We start from the raw sequence: 23,508 nt of genomic DNA, 5'->3' as shown, positions 1-23,508 counted from the left end.
GCCCAAAATCCGACTAATTCCAACTAGATCAGAGAAAATCACATCAAAAGAAGAGAAAACACCTATCCTTTTTCCAATCATATTGAAAAGAAGACCGTTTGGGTTACATATTTAGTTTAGCAAGGAAGTATGAATAATTCAGGTAAGTTTATTTTCTTTATCCGCATCTCGAGGTCTATTGCTAGGAAGAAATTCATTTGCTAGTTTAGAAGGAATACTAATGAGGCTGGTCGTCTATGGTGTGATGATGTTGGGTATTTTCCCCTTTCTCCCGTGGGTTCCTAAAAAAAGAAACTTCCTTTCTGATTATGGACAGAAAACAGCCTTTATTTATATCCTTCATTTACCGATAATAAAAGTGCTCCATAGTGTGGGCTGGTTTGAATCATTTTACATGTGGAAAATAGTCATCTCACCTGTTCTTGCTTTAGGTTTTAGCCTATTATTATGTTCAAAGCCTGTTTTGATTATTATGAATCCATTTATTGCAGGGGACATCGTCAATAAAGTTAGAGATACTATTCTTGTACTTCAGGGGTTAAAGTTAAGAAAAGGCTGTTTTCGCAAAGTTTGTGGCTTTTCGAATCAGTTTATCCTCTATGATATAGCTTTGTTTCGGGCATCAATCCTGAAACGGAAGATTTAATCAAAAATATGTTGAAATGTCCACAATGTATACGAAAAGAGCCTAAGAAAAAGAGAAGGTATTCAGTAGTTAAATAATAAATAACAAGTCTGTGCTCGGGTTGCTTGCGACCATCAAAAATCCACCATTTCAAAAATGAATGTTCAGGCACGGTTTGTAATGACGCGATGGGATAAAACAATCGGTCAAAATTTACTGCTTCCATTGCTCTTTGCGCAGAGGATTGAGGGGCATACTAACCTATTCTACTGATAAAAAATTAGAGCATTATCGGTTCAAATCTGATGGTAAAACACAATAAAATTATGTTCCATATCCAAAATGCAAATAACTACCTCAGCACTCACAAAAGCTGAATTGACTGATTTAATGGCATGGAAACTAAGTTCACCACCATTTTCTAGGGCATTATCATGCACCGTAAGTGAAGATACTACTGGACGTATGAACTTTGAAGAATCCAGAACTTAAGTTATGGTAAATATGATTGAGGAGAAATAGTATGCGGGAGAAAAGAGTAAGAGGAATTAAACGTAAATCTAAAAATCTTATAAAACGAATTGAAGAAAATACATCTGAGTTTCCAACAGAATTTCACAATGGTTACTGGCGTCTACTCCTACCAGTTGCTCAAGGCTTTATAAATTCTGTCAAAACGCCAAAAAAAACCAAAAGAGTCTGCATGCAAACTCTTTTAGCTAAAGCTGAACATCTTATTGAACTGAAGCCAAATGATAGAGAGAAATATCGAATAGTGGCCACAATTGTTTTACCTAATTTATGGAGTTCTCAAATTATTGTCTTTAAGGGTGACTCTTATTTTAATGAATTCTTTAACAGGAATGACGAATCTCAAAAATGGCTTCCTCTCTCTAATAATAGAAACATTCAAACTGAATGGGGATTAACCTTTCAAAAAGATTTACAAATATTAGGTTTTGAAGAATCAATTACTGACGAGGATCGATACTGCTATGAAGGTGAAATTTGGTTTATAGGGGAATTACACTAAACTTCAATGGGCTTCTAAATTCTCCTCTCCCTTCTCTGAATTAGAAAATCATCAATATTATAGGCTGTTTTCACAAAGATTACGGCTTTTCGAGTAGGAATATATCCAATGATTTGTATGACTTCGTGCTCTTTTCCTCATGTAAAATTCTCCATTTCTAGATAAAAAATAAGAGATCAGTCGAAAAAACCTTACTGCCTGTTTTTTCTTTGTGCCAGGACTCGAAAAGAGCCATAGTATTTAACAAAGCCATTTATAAAGAGAACAAGTAACTGCCACAAGAATACTTGGAGGGATCCATTTTCTTATCGTGAGACCAAAGAGAGCATGATTCTGCCTTTAACTTTAAATGGATCATCTATATATTAATCAGATTTCTTAGGATGGGTGCTTCTTTTGTCGAGGCTCTTTTCGTACATATTGTGGCTATTTCATCTGATTTTTGATTAAATCGCCCATTTCACTGTTGATTTCCATTAAAAATAGACGAAATGATGCCCGAAACAAAGAGAGATTACCGATTATAGTCTAGTACAAAATGCAACAAACTTTACGAAAACAGTCTAATTTAAATAAAAACTGAGATTTTAAACAGACTGGAAGAACTTTTTTACTTCAACAAAAATATTTGCAGGTATTCTAAAGGAATTTGATCTATTGGCTCCTATACCACCAATTCTCTACTTTCTTGAAACTAAACTAAAACACACAAATTCAATTGAATTTGTGTGTTTTTAACTACAATTAAGAGCGAGCTTTATCTTTTTTTATTTGTTTACTTCTTAACTGACCGCAAGCAGCATCAATATCGGTTCCCTGTTCAACACGAACTCCGCAGTTAATGCCTTGTTCCAAAAGGGTTCCGTAAAAGCTCACAATTGCTTCTTTCGTACTACGCTGGTATTGATTATGCTCATCAACTGGATTATATGGAATCAAGTTAACGTACGATAAATGACGTTTATTTTTGAGCAATTTCGCCAATTGAAGCGCCTCAGCTTTATGGTCATTTACATCACTGAGTAAAATATATTCAAAGGTAATCCGGCGATTCGTTTTCTCTAAATAATAATCAATCGCAGGCATTAACTTTTCTAATGGATATGCACGGTTGATTTTCATAATTTTTGTGCGTAATTCATTGTTTGGTGCATGCAAGGAAACGGCTAAATTAATCTGTAAATCTTCATCAGCAAATTGATAAATTTTATCGGCAAGACCACTTGTAGAAACAGTGATGTGGCGTGCACCTATAGAAAGACCTTTTTGATCGTTCACTACACGGAAGAAGTCCATCATATTATCATAATTGTCGAAAGGTTCTCCAATCCCCATGACCACGATGTGACTCACCCGCTCATCATTCCCTGCAGCATCAAGATGATGTTGCACATTCATAATCTGTTCAACAATTTCTCCACTCGACAAGTCACGATTTTTCTTTAAAAGACCACTTGCACAAAATGTACAGCCGATATTGCAGCCAACTTGAGTGGTGACACAAACTGATAGTCCGTACTTAAATCGCATTAAAACCGTTTCAATTAAATTGCCATCTTGAAGTTTGAATAGAAATTTAATCGTACCATCTTTGGATTCTTGCTTCACTTCTTGAACTAATGTTTGAATGTGAAAATAATCATCTAGAAGTTGGACACAGTTTGCATTCAAATTTTTCATTTGTGAAAACTGGGTGACTCTCTTTTTATATAACCAATCCCACACTTGTGCTGCACGGAATTTTTTCTCACCGTGTTGAACAAGCCAGGTTGTTAGTTGTTCTAATGTTAATCCGTATATGGATGTTTTCTCCATGTGAAACCCTCATTTCAAAACGTTACAATTTTCTACTTATCTATACTACTCAAAGATTGCGAATGAATCAAGTTTTTTAGCCCAGTTGTGAAAATTTGGCATTCCGGATTCCTGTATAAAAATTATGTTTTAAAACTAATAATCACCCTTTTAGAGTAGGTATAGGGTTTTATTCCCTACTTGCCAAAAAAGGACCCTCTAAAAGGATCCTTTTCTTCGTACATCTTTACATAAATTCTTTCACAAGTTCATCAAATGTTTCTGCTGACAGATTCAAATCATGCTGTGACAATGGTTCTTCACTATAGTGTTTCACGAGTTCTTGGTAAGAAGGTTGCTCTGAGTTTTGATAAATCAATCCGGTTACTAGCCCCTCATGTTTCATTAGTGTACTCATCGCTTTTTCACGATTTGTAGGATCATATTCTTCTATGTCACTCAATTTTGTTAAGTTCTCTTTAAACCACTCGTACGTATTAATTTTATTGTAAGTGACACAAGGACTGAAGACATTTATCAAGGAGAAGCCACTATGATTTAAACCTGCTTCAATTAAGGACGTTAATTCTTTTAAATCTGTGGAAAAACTTTGAGCTACAAATGTTGCACCAGCTGTTAAAGCCATCTCCATTGGGGCTAGGGCTGGTTCAATGGCTCCCTCAGGAGTAGATTTTGTTATAAAACCTGCCGCCGATCGAGGAGAAGTCTGCCCTTTCGTTAATCCATAAATCTGATTATCCATCACAATATAAGTGATGTCGACATTCCTGCGGATTGCATGAATTGTGTGTCCTAGTCCAATGGCAAATCCATCGCCATCACCACCGGAAGCGATGACTTTTAAATCACGATTGGCCATTTTTACGCCTTGAGCAATCGGAAGCGCACGTCCGTGAATGCCATGGAGACCATAGGAATTGATATAGCCTGAAATTCGGCCAGAACATCCTATCCCAGAGATAACAGCCAATTGTTCAGGTTCTAAGCCATTATTAGCTGCTGCACGCTGAATGGCAGCTTGGACAGAAAAATCACCACAACCTGGGCACCAATTGGGTTTTACATTATTTCTAAACTCTTTAAAGGTCGCCATTTAGTTCAACTCCTTGCACTTTAAATGAATTTCATACGGCAGGAAAGGCGTACCATCATATTTCGTATAGCTCGAAATTTTCCCAGCATATCCTACATTCATTTTGATAATATTCGCTAGTTGACCTGTAGCATTATTTTCAATAACAACCACTTTATTTGAATTTTGCACAAGCGGTGTCAGTTCATCTGTTGGAAATGGATGGACTTGACGTATATGCGCATGATTAACGCGTATACCATCCTTCTCAAGTCGTTCCATTGCTTCTTCTATCGCTCCACGTGTAGAGTTAAAGCCAACAAGTAATAAATCAGCTTCTCCGTGCGGGGCATTTACATGAACAGGATTGGCAAAGCCAATATTATTCACCTTTCGCATCCGTTTATCCATTTGTGCTTTACGGTTTGCTGGTGATTCAGATGGCCTGCCTGTTTCATCATGCTCTACACCTGTTACATGATGAATACCATTTTTCATTCCTGGAATTACTCGAGGGGAAACTCCCTCTTCGGTCACTTCATAGCGCTTGAAGTATTTTTTCGCTTCAAGTTCATCAAGTTCTGTTTCGTCGGTTTTGAGTTTTCCGCGACGAATTTCAACTTTACTAAAATCAAGGAGCTCGACAGATTGTTTCCCAAGAGACAACTGTAGATCGGACAAAATGATGACTGGACACTGATATTCTTCCGCTAAATTGAACGCTTCAACCGTGTCATAGAAGGCTTCCTGTACAGTACTTGGCGCTAGAACAATTTTCGGAATTTCTCCATGTGTACCATAAATCATAGCCATTAGATCAGACTGTTCTTGCTTTGTAGGCAAGCCCGTTGAAGGACCACCACGCTGGGTATCAACTACAACAAGCGGTGTTTCGGTCATACCAGAAAGACCAATGGCCTCCATCATTAACGATAACCCTGGACCCGCTGACGCTGTAAAAGAACGGACCCCAGCATAATTAGAACCAATCGCCATCGTTGCAGCAGCAATTTCATCTTCTGTTTGAATGACAGCCCCACCAACCGTTGGAAGCTTCTTAATCAAATACTCCATTATTTCAGAAGCAGGAGTAATCGGGTACGCCGCCATCAGACGAACACCACCGGCTAAAGCACCTAAAGCGATCGCATCATTGCCAATCATGAACATCCGCTGATTTCCATCGGCCGGTTCTAATTCCAATTCTCCCACTTTTTCGCCCATTTGTTCGGTCATTATTGCATAACCCAGGCGAACAGCTTCCATATTTTTCTCTACTACTGCTTCCCCTTTGCGTCCAAATATTTCTTGAACCACATCATAAAAAACAGACGGTTGCAGATTTAGCACTGCACAGGTTGCCCCTACTGCTACCATGTTTTTCATCAAGGACGTTCCAAGCTCAGTAGCGATTGCTGTAAAGGCTACTGAATAGAGGGAAGCGTCTGAGTCTTCAGGGTTTACAGGCTTGAATTTACTGTCGGCAATGATAATGCCTTTATCATGAAGCTCTTTATAATTGACATCGATTGTTTCTTGATCAAATGCCACAAGGATATCTAAATCATCCGCAATCGCGCGAACTTGTTTCGTACTTACTCGAATCTTGTTGTTAGTGTGTCCTCCCTTTATGCGAGAAGAGAAGTGACGATAGCCATATAAATAGTAGCCTAGGCGATTTAAAGCCATAGAGAAAATTTCTCCTGTACTTTCAATTCCTTCACCTTGCTGGCCACCAACTTTCCATGAAAGTTGCTGAATCATTAACAAAACACCCCTTTTAAACACGTTCATAACGTAAACTTACTCATTTAGTTTATCATTTTTTGTTAGCAACTACTAGAATTTCTCCTTTATATAAGCTAGAAAAGAGGAGAAATCAAATGTAAGCCTTTTCATTTGATTCTTCCCCGTTTCTCGAATTTTTCCGAAATCAAAAAAACAATTTCTCTAGTTAATAGAAATTGTTTTTTTGAGGTAAATGAATCCTCTCCCTCGAACTGAAGATCTCTCCCCTTTATTAAGGCAATGCATTTATAAAATTTCCGAATAAAAACTTGTTAACCTGTGCTGGCGAATAGTATCGGTGTAACTCGTGAATCAAACGATCGTAGTCTTTAAAAGAGCTCAATCCTGGAATGGTTTCGTCAATGCCATCAAAGTCAGATCCAAACCCAATATGATTGGCCGCCCCAAGCTCACAAAACCGTTCGATGTGGCGAATAAGATCCGTAATGGAAGACTGTCCACTATTATTCACAAAAAATGGAACAAAGGTCATTCCAATACATCCCTTTTTGCTAACGATTGCTCTCACTTGATCATCTCGTAAGTTTCGTGGATGGGGGCAGATAGTATAAGAATTCGAATGGGATGCAACAGGGTACTTCGCGCGTTCAATTGTATCCCAAAAAGCTCGATCGCTTAAATGAGAGACATCGGTCCAATATTTATATTGATTAATCGTTTGGATGACACCCTCCCCAAACCTTGTTAGACCGGCTCCTCTCGTTTCCATTGCTCCATCCGCCACTTCATTTGCCCAATTCCATGTAAGCCCGACAGACGCCACTCCTAGCCGCAGAAGGGTGGTTAGTTTTAACAGATCCCCTTCAATAGCTTCACAACCTTCTAATGTCAGCATAGCACCTACTTCGTGCTCGAGTAAGTTTTCAATGTCATTCCTTGTCTTAACCATTTTCATAAATGGGTGTGGCGCTAACACGCGTTCATAAAATAGGTCGATCATTTTCAATGCCGCTTTAAATCGCTCACCTGGCACAAGACTCGGGGGCAGAAAAATGGCAAATAACTGGACCTTACTTTGATGACTTTTTAATTGTTTTGCCGTTATATGTAACTCCTCTGCATCTGTGAACTTAAGCGATGGTTGTTGAAATAATTTATATAAAACGTCACAATGGGCATCAAAAATCAAAGCATTCACCTCCATTTCCAGTTGGTAAATATTCCTATAGGGGGGCTGGTCTTTTCCCCCTGTAAATGGTTAATTGAATGCACCAAGACCCACTAGCTATTCACGAATAACTAGTTCACCTTGAAATTCCTAGATAGAGTAAGATTATTAAGGAAAATTCAGAGGGACACTATCAACCTAACTATTTTATCTATAGGCTGTCTTCGCAAAGTTTGTTTTTTTCGGATCAGGCTACAAATATTAATATCCCTTTGATTCGGAGTATCCTTTCGTCTATATCTTATGGGAATCATTTACAAAATAGAGGATTTCAGCTAAAAATAGACTAAGTTCCTTTCTAAAAGACGATAAATATTTATCCTCTACTACGCAAAAAAGTCTGTAAACCATTCTTGGATTTACAGACTTTTACGTTTATCTTGGTTCAATTATTAATTTTATCGCAGTTCTTTCCTCATTATCGATCATGATATCGGTAAAAGCCGGAATACATATTAAATCAACACCACTAGGTGCAACAAATCCCCTTGCAATGGCTACAGCTTTGACCGCTTGATTTAATGCTCCTGCTCCGATTGCCTGTATTTCAGCCTTTCCTCTCTCACGAAGAACACCGGCAAGTGCACCAGCCACAGAATTAGGATTAGATTTTGCTGAAACTTTTAATATTTCCATTCCTTTTCCTCCTTGTCTTTTCCCCAAACCGAATACTTGGTAAAACTGATTCCATTGCTACTATATTCATGAAATCTGAAAACTATTCCAGCTTGTACAAAAAAGAGGAGAAGCTTGTGATATCAAGGAACATTTCTTAATACCTTTTACTCTTACTTAGTAGAACTTGATTTTTGTAATTACCAATCCTAACTTTAAGAGAGATGTAGTTAAGTACTTGAGTTGGTTATATGAAAAGAGCATACCCGTCAATAAACGGTGATATAGCCTTGTTTCAGGCATCATTTCGCCCATTTTTGATGGAAATCAACAATGAATGGGCGATTTAACCAAACATCAGATGTGATAGCCACAATGCATATGAGAAGAGCCATTCGGAAAGGAACTTTTTTGTGAAATCAACCTAAATCACAGGTAAAAGGGATGATCGTCATTAATTAAAATACGTTGAATTTTCTTCGCATTTCCGGTCTTTTCATTAATGTCAATCAAACATGCACTCAGTTGCGTTCGTCCTTCTTTAGGGACTTCAAAACGTGTAGGTAATGACGATAAAAATCGACCAATGACTGCTTCTCGTTCCATCCCTAAAATGCCATCATAAGGTCCCGTCATTCCTACATCCGACAAGTACGCCGTCCCACTAGGTAAAATACGTTCATCCGCAGTCTGTACATGAGTATGCGTCCCAATTACTGCCGTCACTCGTCCATCTAGATACCAACCCATCGCTTGTTTTTCACTCGTTGCTTCCCCGTGAAAATCGACAAAGATAATATTGGTTCTTTTTTGTGCTTCTTCAATTAACTCATCAGCTACTTGGAACGGACAATCCAAAGCAGGCATAAATGTGCGAGCTTGCAGATTAATTACTGCGATTTCTAGCGCATTAAATTTCTGAAAAACAAGTCCCTGTCCTGGTGCACCATAAGGGAAATTTGCCGGACGAACCAATGATTTCGCTCCGTCAATAAAATCATAAATTTCACGATTGTCCCAAGCATGATTACCTAACGTTACTACATTCGCACCCGATTCAAGAAATTTACGATATATTTTATCGGTAATCCCTCGGCCTCCGGCGGCGTTTTCACCATTTACAATCGTAAAATGTGGTCGATATTTTTCTTTTAATTTTGGAAGATACGTCTCAATCATCTCTCGACCAGGTGATCCGACGACATCTCCGATAAATAATAGTTGCATAGAAAAGCCCTCTCTATTTTAAAGTTCTCGACTATTTTACCATAATTCTATGTTTTGACACCAATGCGATTCATTGCACTTGCATTCCTCATTTATGCAAGTGAACCAATAGTGATTAATTGTTACTCATCATAATCTAAAATGAAAGAAAGCATTTTAAGCAAAATATCACTTTGGAAATTCTCGCTACTCTCCAGAAATATCACTACAGCCTATTTTCTATTAGACCGTCATTAACAACAAAAAACTGTTAGAGTTTTCACTCTAACAGTTTTTTTATTTTGCATATTCTACTGCTCTTGTTTCACGAATAACGGTTACCTTAATATGCCCTGGATAATCTAATTCTTCTTCAATTCGCTTTCTAATATCTCTTGCTAATCGATGTGCATCTAAATCATCAATGCTTTCTGGGCGAACCATGATTCGAACCTCACGGCCGGCCTGTATGGCAAATGATTTTTCAACACCTTCATAGGATTCAGAAATATCTTCAAGCTTCTCTAGGCGTCGAATATAGTTTTCCAACGTTTCGCTTCTTGCTCCTGGGCGTGCTGCAGATAAGGCATCAGCAGCAGCTACTAGAACAGCGATAACTGAGGTTGGATCCGTATCCCCGTGATGAGAAGCAATTGAATTGATAACAACAGGGTGCTCTTTGTACTTAGTTGCTAACTCTACACCGATCTCTACATGGCTTCCTTCAACCTCATGATCAATGGCTTTTCCAATATCATGAAGTAATCCAGCACGACGAGCGAGATTCTCATCTTCGCCTAATTCCGCCGCAAGTAATCCAGATAAGAAAGCTACTTCCACTGAATGTTTTAGCACGTTTTGACCGTAGCTTGTACGATACTTCAGTCGACCTAGGATCTTAATCAAATCTGGGTGTAGCCCGTGAACTCCCACTTCAAATGTGGTTTGTTCCCCTACTTCGCGAATGTATTCATCCACTTCACGTCTTGATTTTTCAACCATCTCTTCAATACGAGCAGGATGAATCCTTCCGTCTTGAACAAGTTTTTCAAGTGCAATTCGGGCGGTTTCACGACGGATCGGGTCAAATCCTGATAAAATAACGGCTTCCGGTGTGTCATCAATGATTAGATCAATACCTGTAAGCGTTTCAAGTGTACGAATATTTCGACCTTCACGACCGATAATCCTACCCTTCATCTCATCATTAGGTAGATTGACTACCGAAACTGTTGTTTCTGCAACATGTTCTGCTGCACAACGTTGGATCGCTAGAGAAAGAATTTCTTTAGCCTTCTTATCTCCATCTTCCTTAGCACGATTTTCATACTCTTTTACCATAATAGCAATATCATGGGAAAGCTCGCTTTCTACACGATCTAGAATGATTGATCTTGCTTCGTCCCTTGTTAGACCTGAGATACGTTCAAGTTCTGTTTGTTGGGATCGTATCATCTCGTCCACTTTGCTTTCCGTCTCTTCAATATGTTGTTGTCTGTTTATCAGAGTATCCTCTTTACGCTCTAAAGTCGTCTCACGTTTTGAAAGGGATTCGTCTTTTCGATCAAGATTCTCCTCTTTATGCATTAACCGATTTTCCTGTTTTTGCAATTCATTTCTTCGTTCACGAAGTTCACGTTCTGTCTCAGTTCGAAGCTTATGATTTTCATCTTTTGCCTCTAACAGCGCTTCCTTTTTAAGTGCTTCCGCTTCTCGCTTGGCATCTTCAAAAATTTGCTCTGCAGCATGTTTTGCCCCTGAAATTTTAGCTTCCGCAATCGATTTACGTATAAAATAGCCAACAACTACACCTACGATTAGGCCAAGCAAAATGGAGATGATGAATATAATTGGATTGTCCATCATTTCACCTCCTCTTGCTATGAACTTTAACTCATGTTTTTAACATGTCGGCTGCTACATTGGTTCATATTTTTCAATATACAGCTCTAATTTTTTCAAATACTCATTGAAAAATTTAAAAATTATACAAGTTAATTTTAAGTGCGCAGATTTTTATTGTCAAGGGGTACGCAATGATAAAGGAAATCTATTCCACGAAAAGGCCCAGCTCCAAGCTGGGCCTTCCGAAATTAAATGTCCAATTCGTCCTGGCCTTCATCGGTCACTGAAGCGTCTAAGCCATAGTGGTCACGAATCTTCATCATAATTTCATGACGAATTTCTGGGTTTTCTTTTAAAAATTGCTTGGCATTTTCTCGTCCTTGCCCTAAACGTTCTTCGTTATACGAATACCAAGAACCACTTTTTTGAACGATTTCTAACTCTGAGCCTAAATCGATAATTTCGCCTTCTTTTGATATCCCTTCACCATACATGATATCCACTTCGGCTAAGCGAAACGGCGGAGCTACTTTGTTTTTCACGACTTTGATTCGTGTTTTATTCCCGACCATTTCATTACCTTGTTTCAAGGTTTCTCCACGACGAACTTCTAAACGAACAGAAGAATAGAATTTCAGTGCACGACCTCCTGGTGTCACTTCAGGATTACCAAACATCACACCGACTTTTTCACGAATCTGGTTAATAAAAATCGCAATAGTATTCGATTTATTAATCGCACCAGAAAGCTTACGCAGAGCTTGTGACATTAAACGAGCTTGTAAACCTACGTGAGCGTCTCCCATTTCGCCTTCAATCTCTGCCTTAGGTACAAGAGCAGCAACAGAGTCAATGACTAAAATGTCTACTGCACCACTACGTACAAGGGCTTCAGCGATTTCAAGCGCTTGTTCTCCTGTATCAGGTTGAGATAATAGAAGTTCATCAATATTGACGCCCAATTTTTGTGCATAAACTGGATCTAAAGCATGTTCTGCATCGATAAAAGCAGCTTGACCACCTTGAGCTTGTACTTCAGCAATCGCATGAAGGGCAACCGTTGTTTTACCTGAACTTTCAGGACCGTATGTTTCAATAATTCGACCTCGAGGGTACCCACCTATCCCTAACGCTGCATCCAATGCTAGTGAACCACTTGGAAATGTAGAAATTCGACGTTCTGCTTGCTCTCCAAGTTTCATAATGGATCCTTTACCAAATTGCTTTTCTATTTGTTTTAGCGCCATATCTAAGGCCGCTTTACGATCACTCATACATATTTCCTCCTCTATACTCTCATTCTATTTCTTCGTTATATTAGATAAACTATCTAATTCAAAACCTTTCTCTACTATAAACCACTTTTAAACATTTGCCAAGTAAAAAGACGAATAAATGTTCGCTTTTTGCTGTAATAAATCCCCAATTATTATCCCGTCAATTCCCTCACTACTTCATGTAAAAGACAGTCTCGACAAACATTTTTGTTTTTTAGTACGCCCTTTGTCTGAAAAAAATAATATATAATCATCGCTAAATTAATTAGCTTGGGGGAAATAAATCAGTCTCAAACCATTATTGAGCTTGAAATGAATTTTTTTCATGGTAGATGGTGGCGGTGAGATCGCCGCCATGAAATCTTTCGTATATATTGTTGCTATTGATCCCTCTTTTTGGGTAAGCATCTACATTTGCAGAATAAACATTCAAATAATTACAAAAACAGTGACTTGAAACCAGTCTATATCATAGTTTTGAGACAGCTTCGAAAACAACAAAACCTCCTATTCTACTAGCATACTAAATAAGAATTAAAATCGTAATCTAATACTACTGAATAAATAATAGAGGATCCTTAACAACATGAAAATCACAAAACTATTCTTAATTGGTTCATAGTACATTACAATGGGGTAATCTTTTTTTGGCTTTATATGGAGGGGTGGGCGAGATATCCTGTCACAAATAAAAAACATTTCGCTTTGAAGTCAAGCTTCTTATTGCATGTCCATCAATGCTACTCTCCACAAAAAGTGCGAATAGCCATATTTTTTTGAACAAAATTACACCTAAAATGAAAAATTCCTTCAGACGATACTGGCCTGAAGCACGCAGTTTACTAGTCTCCTGGTTGATCTTCTTCAAAGGAATTTTCATCTAGTTGTTCACCTTATATTTCGCATTATTGAATGACTGAGATTGATAAGTCTATATTAACAGAATTGTTTAACACAGCTAATTCAATAAAGCCCATTTCTGTCCTAAGAAATGGGTTCACAGATTATTTTTGTAATTGTTTCAATAAATAGTAGCATCCATATTTTACAGCACGCATTCGAATTGATTCACGATTCCCAGCAAGCTGAAGCGAATAGACGTTCGTTTTTTGTCCTTTGATGGCTAAACCGATATAGACAGTCCCCACTTCTTTCCCTTCACTTGAATTTGGTCCCGCGACACCCGTAAAGCTAATTCCTAGATCACTGTTCATTTTGTTACGTATATTTCCTGCAAGTTCAGCAGCACATTCGCCACTTACCGCTCCTTTTGAGGACAGCGTTTCTGTAGAAACATCTAAAAAATTTTGCTTCGCATCATTGGAATAACAAACGATTCCACCAAGAAAGCTTGCGCTAATCCCTGCATATGAGGTAAGGGCTGAACTAAACATACCACCTGTTAAACTTTCAGCTGTCGCAATTGTTTTCCCTTGCTTCTTTAAGAAATGGACAACTTCATTCATCAGAGAAGTATCATTGTACCCATATAAGTATTCACCTACACGCTCTGTGATCCGAGCTTCTATTCCCTGCAAGAGCTTATCCGCTTCGATCACATTCGTATGTTTGGCAGTCAATCGTAGTGTCACTTCCCCGTCATCAGCTAAAGGTGCAACAGTCGGATTGGTTTGGGTATCAATAATATCCATGATATCTGTCTCCAACTGTGACTCACCTATCCCAAAAAAACGTAACACTCTCGATTTAATGACTTGTTTTTCATTTGTTTCAGCCATCAAAATAGGTCGGGCATATAAATTAAACATAGGCTCTAATTCCCTAGGTGGACCTGGCAACAGCATGTATTGATGGTTCTTCCCTTTGTAGAACATACCTGGGGCCATACCAAAATCATTCGGTAATACACGCGACTGTTGAAGAATAAGTGCTTGCTTACGATTATTTTCTGACATCGTTTTATTCACTTTTTGGTAGTACCCTTGAATCCGTTCCATTGCTTCCTCGTTGTATTCTAACTCAACACCTAGATGATCAGCGATCGTTTCCTTTGTTAAATCATCTTTAGTCGGACCGAGCCCACCCGTGAAAAGTATGAGCGATGCACGAGATTCCGCAATTTCAATTGCATTTTTAAGTCGGTCTTTGTTATCTCCTACAACCGTATGATGAAAAACGGATATCCCAATATCCGCTAATTCATTTGATAAATATTTCGCATTAGTGTTAACAATTTGTCCAAGAAGGAGTTCCGATCCGATCGCAATTATTTCAGCATGCATATTATTCACCCTCCTGTACTAGGCTATTTTGAATTTTTAAAAGCCGCTCTATTTTTATAAAAATAATCCCAGCCAGACCAAATCGTAAAGAATAAAGCAACCCACAGGGCAATCGTTGCAAATGGTATTGAGATACTTTGAAAAAGAATATTATGCAATAGCAGTGCGGAAATAGCGACGATTTGAGCCCATGTTTTAATTTTACCTAACTGATTTGCTGCAACGACCTCACCTGTACCTGCTAAAACAAGGCGCAAGCCCGTTACCGCAAATTCTCTAGAAATGATCAAGATGACAATCCAAGTTGAAGCTAATTCAAGATCCACTAACACGATAAAAGCGGCTGAAACAAGAAGTTTGTCTGCTAACGGGTCTAAAAATTTACCTAGATTTGTAACCATATTATATTTTCTTGCATAATAACCATCTACCCAATCGGTTGTAGAAGCGATAATAAAAATAATAGCCGATACGAAATGAGCTATTGGCATCGTGGTACCCAGTACAGTAATGTCACCCCACCCAAACGGAACGAGCATAAAAATTAAAAAAACTGGGATCATAAATATTCTAGAAATGGTAATTTTATTCGGTAGATTCATGTTTTTCCCTCCAAGATTCAATGAGTACATAAGCAAAAATAGTCACCCGTAAAGATGACTATTCTGCCGGACTGTTTTGGATAATAAATTTTTGCGAAACATCTTCAAGCTCAAACTTTACGGGTTCACCGTTTAGTTTCATCGTAACGTCAAGTATTCTGCCGATTTTAATTAACGCTTGTTCATTTCCCTTAAGGTCATAGGAGATCTTTTCTCCATCCGCCAACATAGCAAAATAAAGTTGCTCATTGTCAGCGTTATATACCTCTACCCAAGAAGCTCCATCTTTAGAAGCCGTTAGTTCTAACTGAAATTCTTTTGCATTTTTCAAGGCATAAGTGGTCTGAGTGCCACTAACTTCGACAACTGACAGTTCTTGAGGCTCTGGTGTATTTTCAATTGGTTTCGCTTCTTCTGTCTCACTGTTTGAATTATCCTCTTCGCTGTTCGCAGATTCATCGTTTGATTCCTCTTGTAGAGAACCATTATCTTTTGTTTCCATATTTACCGTATTTTCAGTTGGATTATTTTCCTTTAATGGATCTTCCGATACGAAGTACTTGTCATATAAAAACCACACGATAACAATCGCCCCAATTGCCAACAACAGAATGAGAAGTTTCGGTAACACATCCATAAACTTTGATGTGGAATCAGACACTTTCCTGCGAGAACTCACTCGTGATAATGTTTCCGGGAGCTCACTACTTTGTGCCACTGGAATTTCATTCGCGTGCTCATCAAATAGCTGTTCAGGATGAAGTCCTACCGATTCAGCATATTGCTTGATAAAGGCCCTCACATAAAATTTTCCAGGCATTAAATCGTAATTTCCTTCTTCAATTCCTTGCAAATATCGTTTTTGGATTTTTGTGATTCTTTGAAGATCTTCTAAATCATATCCTTTTTCTTCGCGAGCTGCTTTTAAACGTGCTCCTAGTTCTGTCAACACTACCACCTTCTAACATTAAAAATCAAAGCCACCAAAATCATTTTCTTGAAAAAATTGATTTCGTTCAACCAATTCGTATGTAATTTCTTCTTCTGGATCATTTCGTAATTCAATAAAATAATCAAAATCTTCCATGGAATATTCTGAATTTTGCACAAAGATATCTGGATGTTCAATGACTTTAACGGCTGACATTCTCATAATTTCTCTTACAAGTTGCCAATGCTTTTCATTGGTCGATTTGGTTGAAACAATTCCATCCAGTATAAAGATATTATTTGAATTGTATTCATCTTGGATTAATTGACTTCGGATAGTCTGTTTGAGCAAGGTTGAGGAAACAAATAGCCATTTTTTATTCGCACAAACACTTGAAGCAACGATGGACTCTGTTTTCCCTACTCTAGGCATCCCACGAATCCCAATTAATTTATGTCCTTCTTGTTTGAATAGTTCAGCCAAGAAATCAACGAGCAATCCTAATTCATCTCGAATAAATCTAAATGTCTTTTTATCATCAGCATCTCGTTGAATGTATCGTCCGTGGCGAACCGCTAAACGATCCCTAAGCTTTGGTTCTCGAATCTTGGTCACATTTATTGTATCCATCGTTCGTAGAATGGACTCTAAACGAATGATTTGAGCAGTATGATCTGCTAATAATAGCATACCCCGTCTACCCTCATCCACACCATTAATTGTCACAATGTTAATCGAAAGCATACCAAGTAAAGAAGAGATATCTCCAAGAAGTCCTGGTCGGTTTTTTTGAATTTCATATTCTAAATACCATTCTGTTCTTGCCATAACAACCTCCCAGTTTCTTCGCTTTTGTATCAGTATAGGAATCTGTTGAAAATGTCTATACGTTATATCCATCATATATGATTTTAACATATAAGGAAAGAATTACGAGTTTTGCTTCAATGATTTCAAAAAAAAAAGAGAGGATTCCTCCTCTCTCCCTTCATCTAGCTTTGTTGTACCAACTTGACCATCATATTAGCGATCGCATGCTGCTCTTCTTGAGATGCAACAGACCAAAGATCAGCCAACACTTTTTCTTGCTCATTTTTTGCTTCCACCTCTTTGGCTAAATATCCGCCAATTTCGAAAGCTAAATCATTAATCACATTTTTGTTCATGCCATCTTGTTCGGCATGATCAAGACGGTCTCCCAGAAAGCTCTTCCATTCTTGCCAATTGTCTAAAACACTCATGCTGAAACCTCCCATATTCTAAGTACAGTCATAGTTTGCGACAAGTGAAAAAATTTATTCATCTATTCAATTGTTAAATATGCCACCCACCATTTACTGACAATACATGGCCTGTCACATAAGTCGATTGCTCTGAGGTTAAATAAAAAACTGCATCAGCAATTTCTCTGGACAAAGCAAATCTACCTATAGGTATTTCCTCCTGTAATTCCTCTACCTCTGCTTCCGTAAAATCCTTCATCATGTTTGTATCAACAATTCCTGGAGCGACTGCATTAACGCGAACACCATTTCTTGATACTTCTTTTGCTAGTGCTTTCACAAATGAAAGTTGCGCTCCCTTTACGGCAGAGTAGACGACTTCACACGCTGCTCCCGTCTGTCCCCACACAGATGAGATCATGACTACATTTCCCTTTGTACGGAATAGCTTTGGCAGTAAGTTTTGAATCAGGAGCATCGGACTTTTCATATGAATATTCCAAAGATCATCAATTTCTTGCTGCTTTATATCTTGAAAAAGCCCATAAAGTGCCGTACCAGAACAGCAAATAATACTATGTAATGAGAAAATATGCTGTGTAAGTTCAAGTGCCTGATCAGGATTAGAAAAATCAGCTTGAATAGGAATTACCTCAATATTAAACTCTTGTTTCAGTTCATCCATCAACTTCATTACCGATTTAGCCTGTTGACTATAGTGTAAATACAAGTTCCATCCCTGTGATGCAAGCTTTCTAGCAACCGCCCCTCCTATTCCCCCACTTGCCCCGGTGATAAGCGCGTATTTAGCTGTAATCATCGTTAGCTCACCTTCTTTCTTTTATTTAGGTTGTTTTTGAACCACTCTATAAAAGGTTATATAGCTCAGTTCAGGGTCATCTTTTCGTCTATTTTCTCTTGAAATCAACAGCAAAATAGTGGGTACCATCTAAATTCAGACAAAATAGTTACTATGTATTGGAAAAGAGGACGAAATCAAACATCTCTCGTTTTTCATCCTTTTCAAAAGTCCACAATCTCTGCGAAAACAGCCATGAATAAAAAGAAGCATCTCCATTTTGGAAAGCTTCTTTTTATTTTAGGTCGTTAACAGATCCGTTCTATTTCGTTAAAAGGCTCGACTCAAGGCAACTTTTCGTCTAAGTATGACCGAGATCCGCAACAGAATGGAGGATTCCAACCAAAACCAGACGAAGTAGCCACAATGAATACGAATAACTTTATGGGAGCGATCACAGCATCACCGTCTACCATAAAAAAAGCCATTTTACTCACAATAATGATACGTTACAGATTTATTAGGGATATGATAAATAATTTAGCTATACCAAAATATCCTCTTTGTATAGAAAGAGCATTCTTTTAAGAATTCGGCACCACTTGGCACACCGTCATTCTCTCTTCATCAATGAATCTTTTCGCTATCGTTATGATATCTTGGAAAGTAATTTCCTCTAAGGTTGGCACCACTTCAAATAAATCCATTTCATTAAATGCGTACCGAGTAAATTGATTGGCAATATACTCCGGGGAATTCACTGCACGTAAAAATCCACCTATTTTCTTTTTCTTTGTTCGCTCTAGGCTTTCTTCGGTTAACTGTTTCTCCTCTTTTGCTTGCAGGAGAATAGATTTGATTCTATCAGCCAATTCATCCGGATTATCAGTGTCGCCACCAACCATCGAAAAACCGAATCCATTTTCTTGAGTATAGTCATAAGAGAAGCTGTCATCAATCAACCCTTCATTATATAATTCAAAATAAGGGCCTGAACTTTTCCCAAACAACATATCAAGTAATACATTGACTGTTAATTCGTTCTTGAGCATTTCTTTCCCCGTTTGTTCAATATCAATCGCTTTAATTCCGACCAAGCATTTGGAGGACTGAACATTCATTTTTAACACCTTTTTGGACTGATCCACTGAACTTGGTTCTTGATCGAATTTCCGTTGAATTTCCGGTTGGTTTTGAAATACTTTTTTGTTTTGGTTATTTCGAATTTGCTCCATTATTTCTTGAGGTTGAACGGGTCCAATCACAAAGAGAAGCATATTACTAGGATGATAAAAAGTTTCATAACATTCATATAGCAAGTCTTCGGTGATGTCACTGATGGATTCGACCGTTCCCGCGATATCTATCTTCACTGGGTGTTCTTGAAACATATTTTGAATCAACCCAAAATATAAACGCCAATCAGGGTTGTCGTCGTACATCCGGATTTCTTGACCAATGATACCTTTTTCTTTTTCTACTGATTTTTCAGAAAAAAATGGTTCCTGAACAAAGTCCATGAGAGTTTCAAGATTTCCTTCTACATTCGAAGTGCTGGAGAATAAATAAGCTGTGCGTGTGAAAGATGTAAAAGCATTCGCAGATGCTCCTTGCTTACTGAATTGCTGAAAAACATCCCCATCCTCTTTTTCGAATAACTTATGCTCTAAGAAGTGAGCAATACCATCTGGTACCTTTTTAAATTCTTCATTTTTCATCGGTACAAAATGGTTATCGATAGAGCCATATTTAGTTGTAAACGTTGCATAAGTCTTGTTAAATCCTTTCTTTGGAAGGATATAGACATCAAGACCGTTCTCCATCTTCTCATAAAAAAGTTCTTCTTGTAACTGATTAAATTGGATGTTCTTCATTCGTCTCCCTCCAGACCTGTTAAAAAGTAAATCGTGTCCATTTGAATTTTACTGGCTACTTCCGTTACTTCTTCTTTTGTAATTGATTCAATAGACTCAAGCCAATCTGTTAACTTTACATCCGCTTTTGCGACAACATTATGATACAACACTTCAACTATTCCACGAGAAGTATCAATTGTTTCTAATAATTGATTTCGAATGACCGCTTTCGTCTGATTCAATTCTCCATCTGTAAAGTTCCCATTAATCATTTCTTGCATTTGTTCCTTAATAATCGTGACGGCTTGATCATAATTTTTCATATCAATTCCAGACATGACCATCATCAGCCCTTTGTGACTCTCTAATCGACTCGCCGCATAATAGGCCAAACTTGCTTTTTCACGAACATTAATAAATAACTTACTGTGTGAGAATCCTCCGAAGATTCCATTAAATACTTGAAGAGCATAATAATCTCGCTCCCCGTATGTAACATTGGTTCGGTAGCCAATATTCAGCTTCCCTTGATTGACTTGTTGCTTTTCAGTCACAACATGAACCTCTTCTTGTTTTTTTCGGTTTGAGGTGTTTCCTGTTTGGGAAGGTCTCTCAGATAATGAAAAAAGGTCCGAACAAATACTCTTAACTTCTTCGTCCTCCACATCCCCAATCACGTATAAATCCAGTTCATCTTTGTTAATTGCTTTCAGGTAATAATCATAAATGTCTTGTGTTGTCATCTTGTCCACTTCTTCTTTTATTCCAGCTGGCTGAAGTGCGTAGGGCTCACCTTTACACATTTCTTGCACCAGTCTTGCACTCGAAAAACGCATTTTATCATCATAGATTGATTGTATTCGTTGTTTTTGATTTTTTTTCTCTTGTTCTACGACATCCGTATGAAAAGCACCATCTTTAAGATTGGGTTGTAACACCACTTCTGCTAGAAAGGCCAAAGCTTTTTTTAGAAGAGGGGTGGGGTCTTTTAGAAATTTTTCATTGGCGACCTCAACCGAAAAGCTCATCACATGGCGTTCCCCTTTTTTGCTTAAATCCACAAAAAAGCTTGCCCCATACAATTCATCTAAATAGGATCTCAGCTTTGTTGTTGTGGGGTAATTTGCTGTGCTACTTTGTAAAATATATGGCAACAGACCTCTTACCGTCACATCTTCCCTCATTAAGGGTGCTTTCATTTTCCACACTAATGTATTGGTTTTATATTTATCTGTTTTCACCACATGTAGATTGTATCCCGGTTGCTTGAACACACTTTCTTTGACCAAACTCATTTTATTTTCCTCCTTTTCCTCGGTACTCGTTAGAATTGCAGACAACTGTTGGGGTTAGTTTTCATATAAGTTATTTTAACTATACATGTTTTTGAATTAATCCTACAAGTAATTACCTTTTTATGATGAATTATGCAATTTATATCACTACAAATTTACTGATATTAGTTGACTCTTGGAATCAAATCTTCTCCTCTGTGTTATTTCTTTAAATCAACATTCATGTTTTGGAAAGAATTCTGTTAAAATAAAGAAAGAAAAAGTTATAGCGACACTTCCATCAACGCGATATTATTAATTCATACGTTGACTAGTTGGAGCGGAATCAGGGGGATGTATAATGAATCTAGAACAATATTTTGAACCATTTAGAAAAGGAATAATTGGTCATCTCCACCCTTTCAACACGCCATTCGGAGAAAAACAAATTCATTATTTTGATTGGGTAGCAAGCGGGAGATTGTATGCTCCACTTGAAGAAAAGATGCGATCTGATTTTGGACCATTTGTAGCTAATACTCATACCGAATCCAATTGGACGGGACAATTCATGACTCGATCGTATAAACATGCACACCATATTATTAAAAAACACGTAAATGCTAATGAACAAGATGTGATTATCACCCAAGGAACCGGTATGACCGGTGTCATTAACAAACTGCAGCGACTACTTTGTTTAAAATATCCTGAGCACTTTGACAAAAAAGAATTAGCCCTAGAAGACAAGCCGGTAGTGTTCATTACGCATATGGAGCATCATTCCAATCATACATCATGGATTGAAACGATTGGAGATGTTGTCGTGATTCCTCCCAATGAGGAAGGTTTAATTGATTTGCAGGCGTTTGATCAGCTTCTTCAACGGTATAAAGCAAGAAAACGAAAAATTGGGGCCTTTTCTGCATGCTCCAATGTGTCAGGCATTCAAACTCCGTATCACACGCTAGCAAGAATGATGCACATTCATAACGGCATTGCGATAATCGATTTTGCTGCATCAGCACCTTATGTTTCGATCAATATGCATCCTGATGATCCGCTTGAAAAATTGGATGCTATTGTCTTCTCTCCACATAAGTTTCTCGGTGGACCAGGTACTAGTGGTGTATTGATTTTCGACTCGAATTTGTATCAAAATCAAATCCCAGATCAACCTGGAGGTGGTACGGTAACGTGGACAAATCCTTGGGGAGGCCGAGGGTATATTCGTAACATCGAAGAAAGAGAAGATGGTGGAACGCCTGGTTTCCTCCAAACCATTCGCACCGCTCTTTGCATAGAATTAAAGGAAGCAATGGGCGTAGAACAAATGGAAAGAAGAGAAGAAGAGTTACTAGATTTATTATTTACCCGATTATCTCAAATAGATAAAGTGAAAATTATGGCAGATCAACATACCAAAAGGCTACCGATTGTCTCCTTTTTTGTTGAGGGTATTCATTTTAACTTAATTGTTCGATTGTTAAATGATTTATATGGTATTCAAGTTCGTGGTGGTTGTTCATGCGCCGGAACATATGGTCATTATTTGCTCAATATTGATGAAGAGACTTCCCATTCCATTTCGTCACAAATCGATCTTGGTGGCTTGGTGGCAAAACCCGGCTGGATTCGCGTCTCACTGCACCCTACGATGCAAGATAAAGATGTTCTTTATTTTATCTCCTCCTTAAGAGAGATAATTGAAAACATCGAGGAGCTATCTGTTCAATACGAGCACGTTCCGCAATTAAATGATTATCACCATATTGACCAAAAAAATCTAGATCTATCTCCATACTTTTCCTTTTCTCAAGAAAAAGGAAAATAAGCCGGTAGTCCGTGTAAGTATTTAGAAAAATGGCATAAAAATAGACACGCTCAGACAAGCAAAAATCTGAGCGTGTTTATTTTGTTATAAACCCTACATTCATCATTCATATTCTTTGTTCACTCACATATAAAGGACCTTTTTATACGAAAATGGGTTTTGATGCTGATTTTGACACAAAAAAGCACCCTCCCTAAAATGGAATGACCATTTTTAAAGATTGGCTATGGCACCATTACTTGATTTAAGCTGGTTTTGATTTTTGGATATCTACCTCATAG

19 protein-coding genes are annotated in these 23,508 nt (G+C 37.9%); 3 read left to right on the top strand and 16 right to left on the bottom strand.

The annotated features are described in order from the left end of the window. Positions 1-220 precede the first annotated feature (220 nt). The gene (locus U8D43_RS19705; protein ID WP_335872875.1) at positions 221-646 is read left to right on the top strand and encodes a hypothetical protein; all 426 of its coding nucleotides are present in this window, start codon (positions 221-223) and stop codon (positions 644-646) included. A gap of 502 nt (positions 647-1,148) precedes the next feature. Beyond that, entirely contained in the window at positions 1,149-1,658 is a 510-nt protein-coding gene (locus U8D43_RS19700; protein WP_335872874.1) for a DUF3916 domain-containing protein, read from the top strand. Positions 1,659-2,402: 744 nt separating this feature from the next. Here the strand turns inward: U8D43_RS19700 and rlmN are convergent. From rlmN to yfmF, 16 genes are all read right to left on the bottom strand, one after another. Further along, positions 2,403-3,473, bottom strand: coding sequence for a dual-specificity RNA methyltransferase RlmN (rlmN, locus tag U8D43_RS19695; RefSeq protein ID WP_335872873.1), 1,071 nt, complete (start codon positions 3,471-3,473; stop codon positions 2,403-2,405). 226 nt (positions 3,474-3,699) lie between these two features. After that, complete coding sequence (locus tag U8D43_RS19690; protein ID WP_335872872.1) at positions 3,700-4,566, bottom strand: 2-oxoacid:ferredoxin oxidoreductase subunit beta; 867 nt, start codon at positions 4,564-4,566, stop codon at positions 3,700-3,702. After that, positions 4,567-6,309, bottom strand: a complete 1,743-nt coding sequence (locus tag U8D43_RS19685) for a 2-oxoacid:acceptor oxidoreductase subunit alpha (protein WP_335872871.1) — start codon at positions 6,307-6,309, stop codon at positions 4,567-4,569. It abuts the gene before it with no gap. A gap of 256 nt (positions 6,310-6,565) precedes the next feature. After that, entirely contained in the window at positions 6,566-7,483 is a 918-nt protein-coding gene (locus U8D43_RS19680; RefSeq protein ID WP_335872870.1) for a dipeptidase, read from the bottom strand. Between the two features lie 414 nt (positions 7,484-7,897). Beyond that, the gene (gene spoVS, locus U8D43_RS19675) at positions 7,898-8,158 is read right to left on the bottom strand and encodes a stage V sporulation protein SpoVS (protein ID WP_335872869.1); all 261 of its coding nucleotides are present in this window, start codon (positions 8,156-8,158) and stop codon (positions 7,898-7,900) included. Between the two features lie 408 nt (positions 8,159-8,566). Further along, positions 8,567-9,364 (bottom strand): TIGR00282 family metallophosphoesterase, encoded by a 798-nt coding sequence (locus tag U8D43_RS19670; RefSeq protein WP_335872868.1) that lies wholly within the window; start codon positions 9,362-9,364, stop codon positions 8,567-8,569. 276 nt (positions 9,365-9,640) lie between these two features. Then, positions 9,641-11,206, bottom strand: a complete 1,566-nt coding sequence (gene rny / locus U8D43_RS19665) for a ribonuclease Y (RefSeq protein ID WP_335872867.1) — start codon at positions 11,204-11,206, stop codon at positions 9,641-9,643. A 230-nt stretch (positions 11,207-11,436) separates the two neighbouring features. Then, entirely contained in the window at positions 11,437-12,462 is a 1,026-nt protein-coding gene (recA, locus tag U8D43_RS19660) for a recombinase RecA (protein ID WP_335872866.1), read from the bottom strand. 1,007 nt (positions 12,463-13,469) lie between these two features. Further along, the gene (locus U8D43_RS19655) at positions 13,470-14,708 is read right to left on the bottom strand and encodes a competence/damage-inducible protein A (RefSeq protein ID WP_335872865.1); all 1,239 of its coding nucleotides are present in this window, start codon (positions 14,706-14,708) and stop codon (positions 13,470-13,472) included. Positions 14,709-14,731: 23 nt separating this feature from the next. Further along, a complete protein-coding gene (gene pgsA, locus U8D43_RS19650; protein WP_335872864.1) occupies positions 14,732-15,310 on the bottom strand; it encodes a CDP-diacylglycerol--glycerol-3-phosphate 3-phosphatidyltransferase in 579 nt (192 codons plus the stop codon). Between the two features lie 58 nt (positions 15,311-15,368). After that, complete coding sequence (locus tag U8D43_RS19645) at positions 15,369-16,259, bottom strand: helix-turn-helix domain-containing protein (RefSeq protein ID WP_335872863.1); 891 nt, start codon at positions 16,257-16,259, stop codon at positions 15,369-15,371. A gap of 18 nt (positions 16,260-16,277) precedes the next feature. After that, positions 16,278-17,069 carry a YmfK family protein gene (locus tag U8D43_RS19640; protein ID WP_335872862.1) on the bottom strand — a complete coding sequence of 264 codons (792 nt, stop codon included), beginning with the start codon at positions 17,067-17,069 and terminating at the stop codon, positions 16,278-16,280. A 164-nt stretch (positions 17,070-17,233) separates the two neighbouring features. Then, positions 17,234-17,482, bottom strand: a complete 249-nt coding sequence (locus U8D43_RS19635; protein WP_335872861.1) for a DUF3243 domain-containing protein — start codon at positions 17,480-17,482, stop codon at positions 17,234-17,236. Between the two features lie 73 nt (positions 17,483-17,555). Then, complete coding sequence (ymfI, locus tag U8D43_RS19630) at positions 17,556-18,284, bottom strand: elongation factor P 5-aminopentanone reductase (RefSeq protein WP_335872860.1); 729 nt, start codon at positions 18,282-18,284, stop codon at positions 17,556-17,558. A 563-nt stretch (positions 18,285-18,847) separates the two neighbouring features. Further along, positions 18,848-20,137: an EF-P 5-aminopentanol modification-associated protein YfmH gene (yfmH, locus tag U8D43_RS19625; protein WP_335872859.1), complete on the bottom strand. Its 1,290-nt coding sequence runs from the start codon at positions 20,135-20,137 to the stop codon at positions 18,848-18,850. Next, the gene (yfmF, locus tag U8D43_RS19620) at positions 20,134-21,414 is read right to left on the bottom strand and encodes an EF-P 5-aminopentanol modification-associated protein YfmF (protein WP_335872858.1); all 1,281 of its coding nucleotides are present in this window, start codon (positions 21,412-21,414) and stop codon (positions 20,134-20,136) included. The genes yfmH and yfmF overlap by 4 nt, the downstream gene beginning before the upstream one ends. Before the next feature lie 340 nt (positions 21,415-21,754). Here yfmF and U8D43_RS19615 point away from each other — a divergent pair, with 340 nt between their 5' ends. Then, on the top strand, positions 21,755-23,227 hold the full coding sequence (locus U8D43_RS19615; protein ID WP_335872857.1) for an aminotransferase class V-fold PLP-dependent enzyme: 1,473 nt from the start codon (positions 21,755-21,757) through the stop codon (positions 23,225-23,227). The last annotated feature ends 281 nt before the right edge of the window (positions 23,228-23,508 follow it).

The organism is Bacillus sp. 2205SS5-2 (assembly GCF_037024155.1).
Classification (GTDB): domain Bacteria; phylum Bacillota; class Bacilli; order Bacillales; family Bacillaceae_K; genus Bacillus_CI.
Note: the sequence above shows the minus strand (reverse complement) of the source record. Positions and strands in the feature narration are given on the sequence as shown.

Excerpts from the sequence above, each read along its gene's own strand:
- U8D43_RS19615 (WP_335872857.1), top strand. The coding sequence starts at position 21,755 with ATGAATCTAGAACAATATTTTGAACCATTTAGAAAAGGAATAATTGGT.
- ymfI (WP_335872860.1), bottom strand. The coding sequence starts at position 18,284 with ATGATTACAGCTAAATACGCGCTTATCACCGGGGCAAGTGGGGGAATA.
- rny (WP_335872867.1), bottom strand. The coding sequence starts at position 11,206 with ATGGACAATCCAATTATATTCATCATCTCCATTTTGCTTGGCCTAATC.
- U8D43_RS19705 (WP_335872875.1), top strand. The coding sequence starts at position 221 with ATGAGGCTGGTCGTCTATGGTGTGATGATGTTGGGTATTTTCCCCTTT.
- spoVS (WP_335872869.1), bottom strand. The coding sequence starts at position 8,158 with ATGGAAATATTAAAAGTTTCAGCAAAATCTAATCCTAATTCTGTGGCT.
- U8D43_RS19690 (WP_335872872.1), bottom strand. The coding sequence starts at position 4,566 with ATGGCGACCTTTAAAGAGTTTAGAAATAATGTAAAACCCAATTGGTGC.
- U8D43_RS19685 (WP_335872871.1), bottom strand. The coding sequence starts at position 6,309 with ATGATTCAGCAACTTTCATGGAAAGTTGGTGGCCAGCAAGGTGAAGGA.
- yfmH (WP_335872859.1), bottom strand. The coding sequence starts at position 20,137 with ATGAAGAACATCCAATTTAATCAGTTACAAGAAGAACTTTTTTATGAG.
- U8D43_RS19635 (WP_335872861.1), bottom strand. The coding sequence starts at position 17,482 with ATGAGTGTTTTAGACAATTGGCAAGAATGGAAGAGCTTTCTGGGAGAC.
- U8D43_RS19700 (WP_335872874.1), top strand. The coding sequence starts at position 1,149 with ATGCGGGAGAAAAGAGTAAGAGGAATTAAACGTAAATCTAAAAATCTT.
- U8D43_RS19670 (WP_335872868.1), bottom strand. The coding sequence starts at position 9,364 with ATGCAACTATTATTTATCGGAGATGTCGTCGGATCACCTGGTCGAGAG.
- U8D43_RS19640 (WP_335872862.1), bottom strand. The coding sequence starts at position 17,069 with ATGGCAAGAACAGAATGGTATTTAGAATATGAAATTCAAAAAAACCGA.
- U8D43_RS19655 (WP_335872865.1), bottom strand. The coding sequence starts at position 14,708 with ATGCATGCTGAAATAATTGCGATCGGATCGGAACTCCTTCTTGGACAA.
- pgsA (WP_335872864.1), bottom strand. The coding sequence starts at position 15,310 with ATGAATCTACCGAATAAAATTACCATTTCTAGAATATTTATGATCCCA.
- rlmN (WP_335872873.1), bottom strand. The coding sequence starts at position 3,473 with ATGGAGAAAACATCCATATACGGATTAACATTAGAACAACTAACAACC.
- yfmF (WP_335872858.1), bottom strand. The coding sequence starts at position 21,414 with ATGAGTTTGGTCAAAGAAAGTGTGTTCAAGCAACCGGGATACAATCTA.
- recA (WP_335872866.1), bottom strand. The coding sequence starts at position 12,462 with ATGAGTGATCGTAAAGCGGCCTTAGATATGGCGCTAAAACAAATAGAA.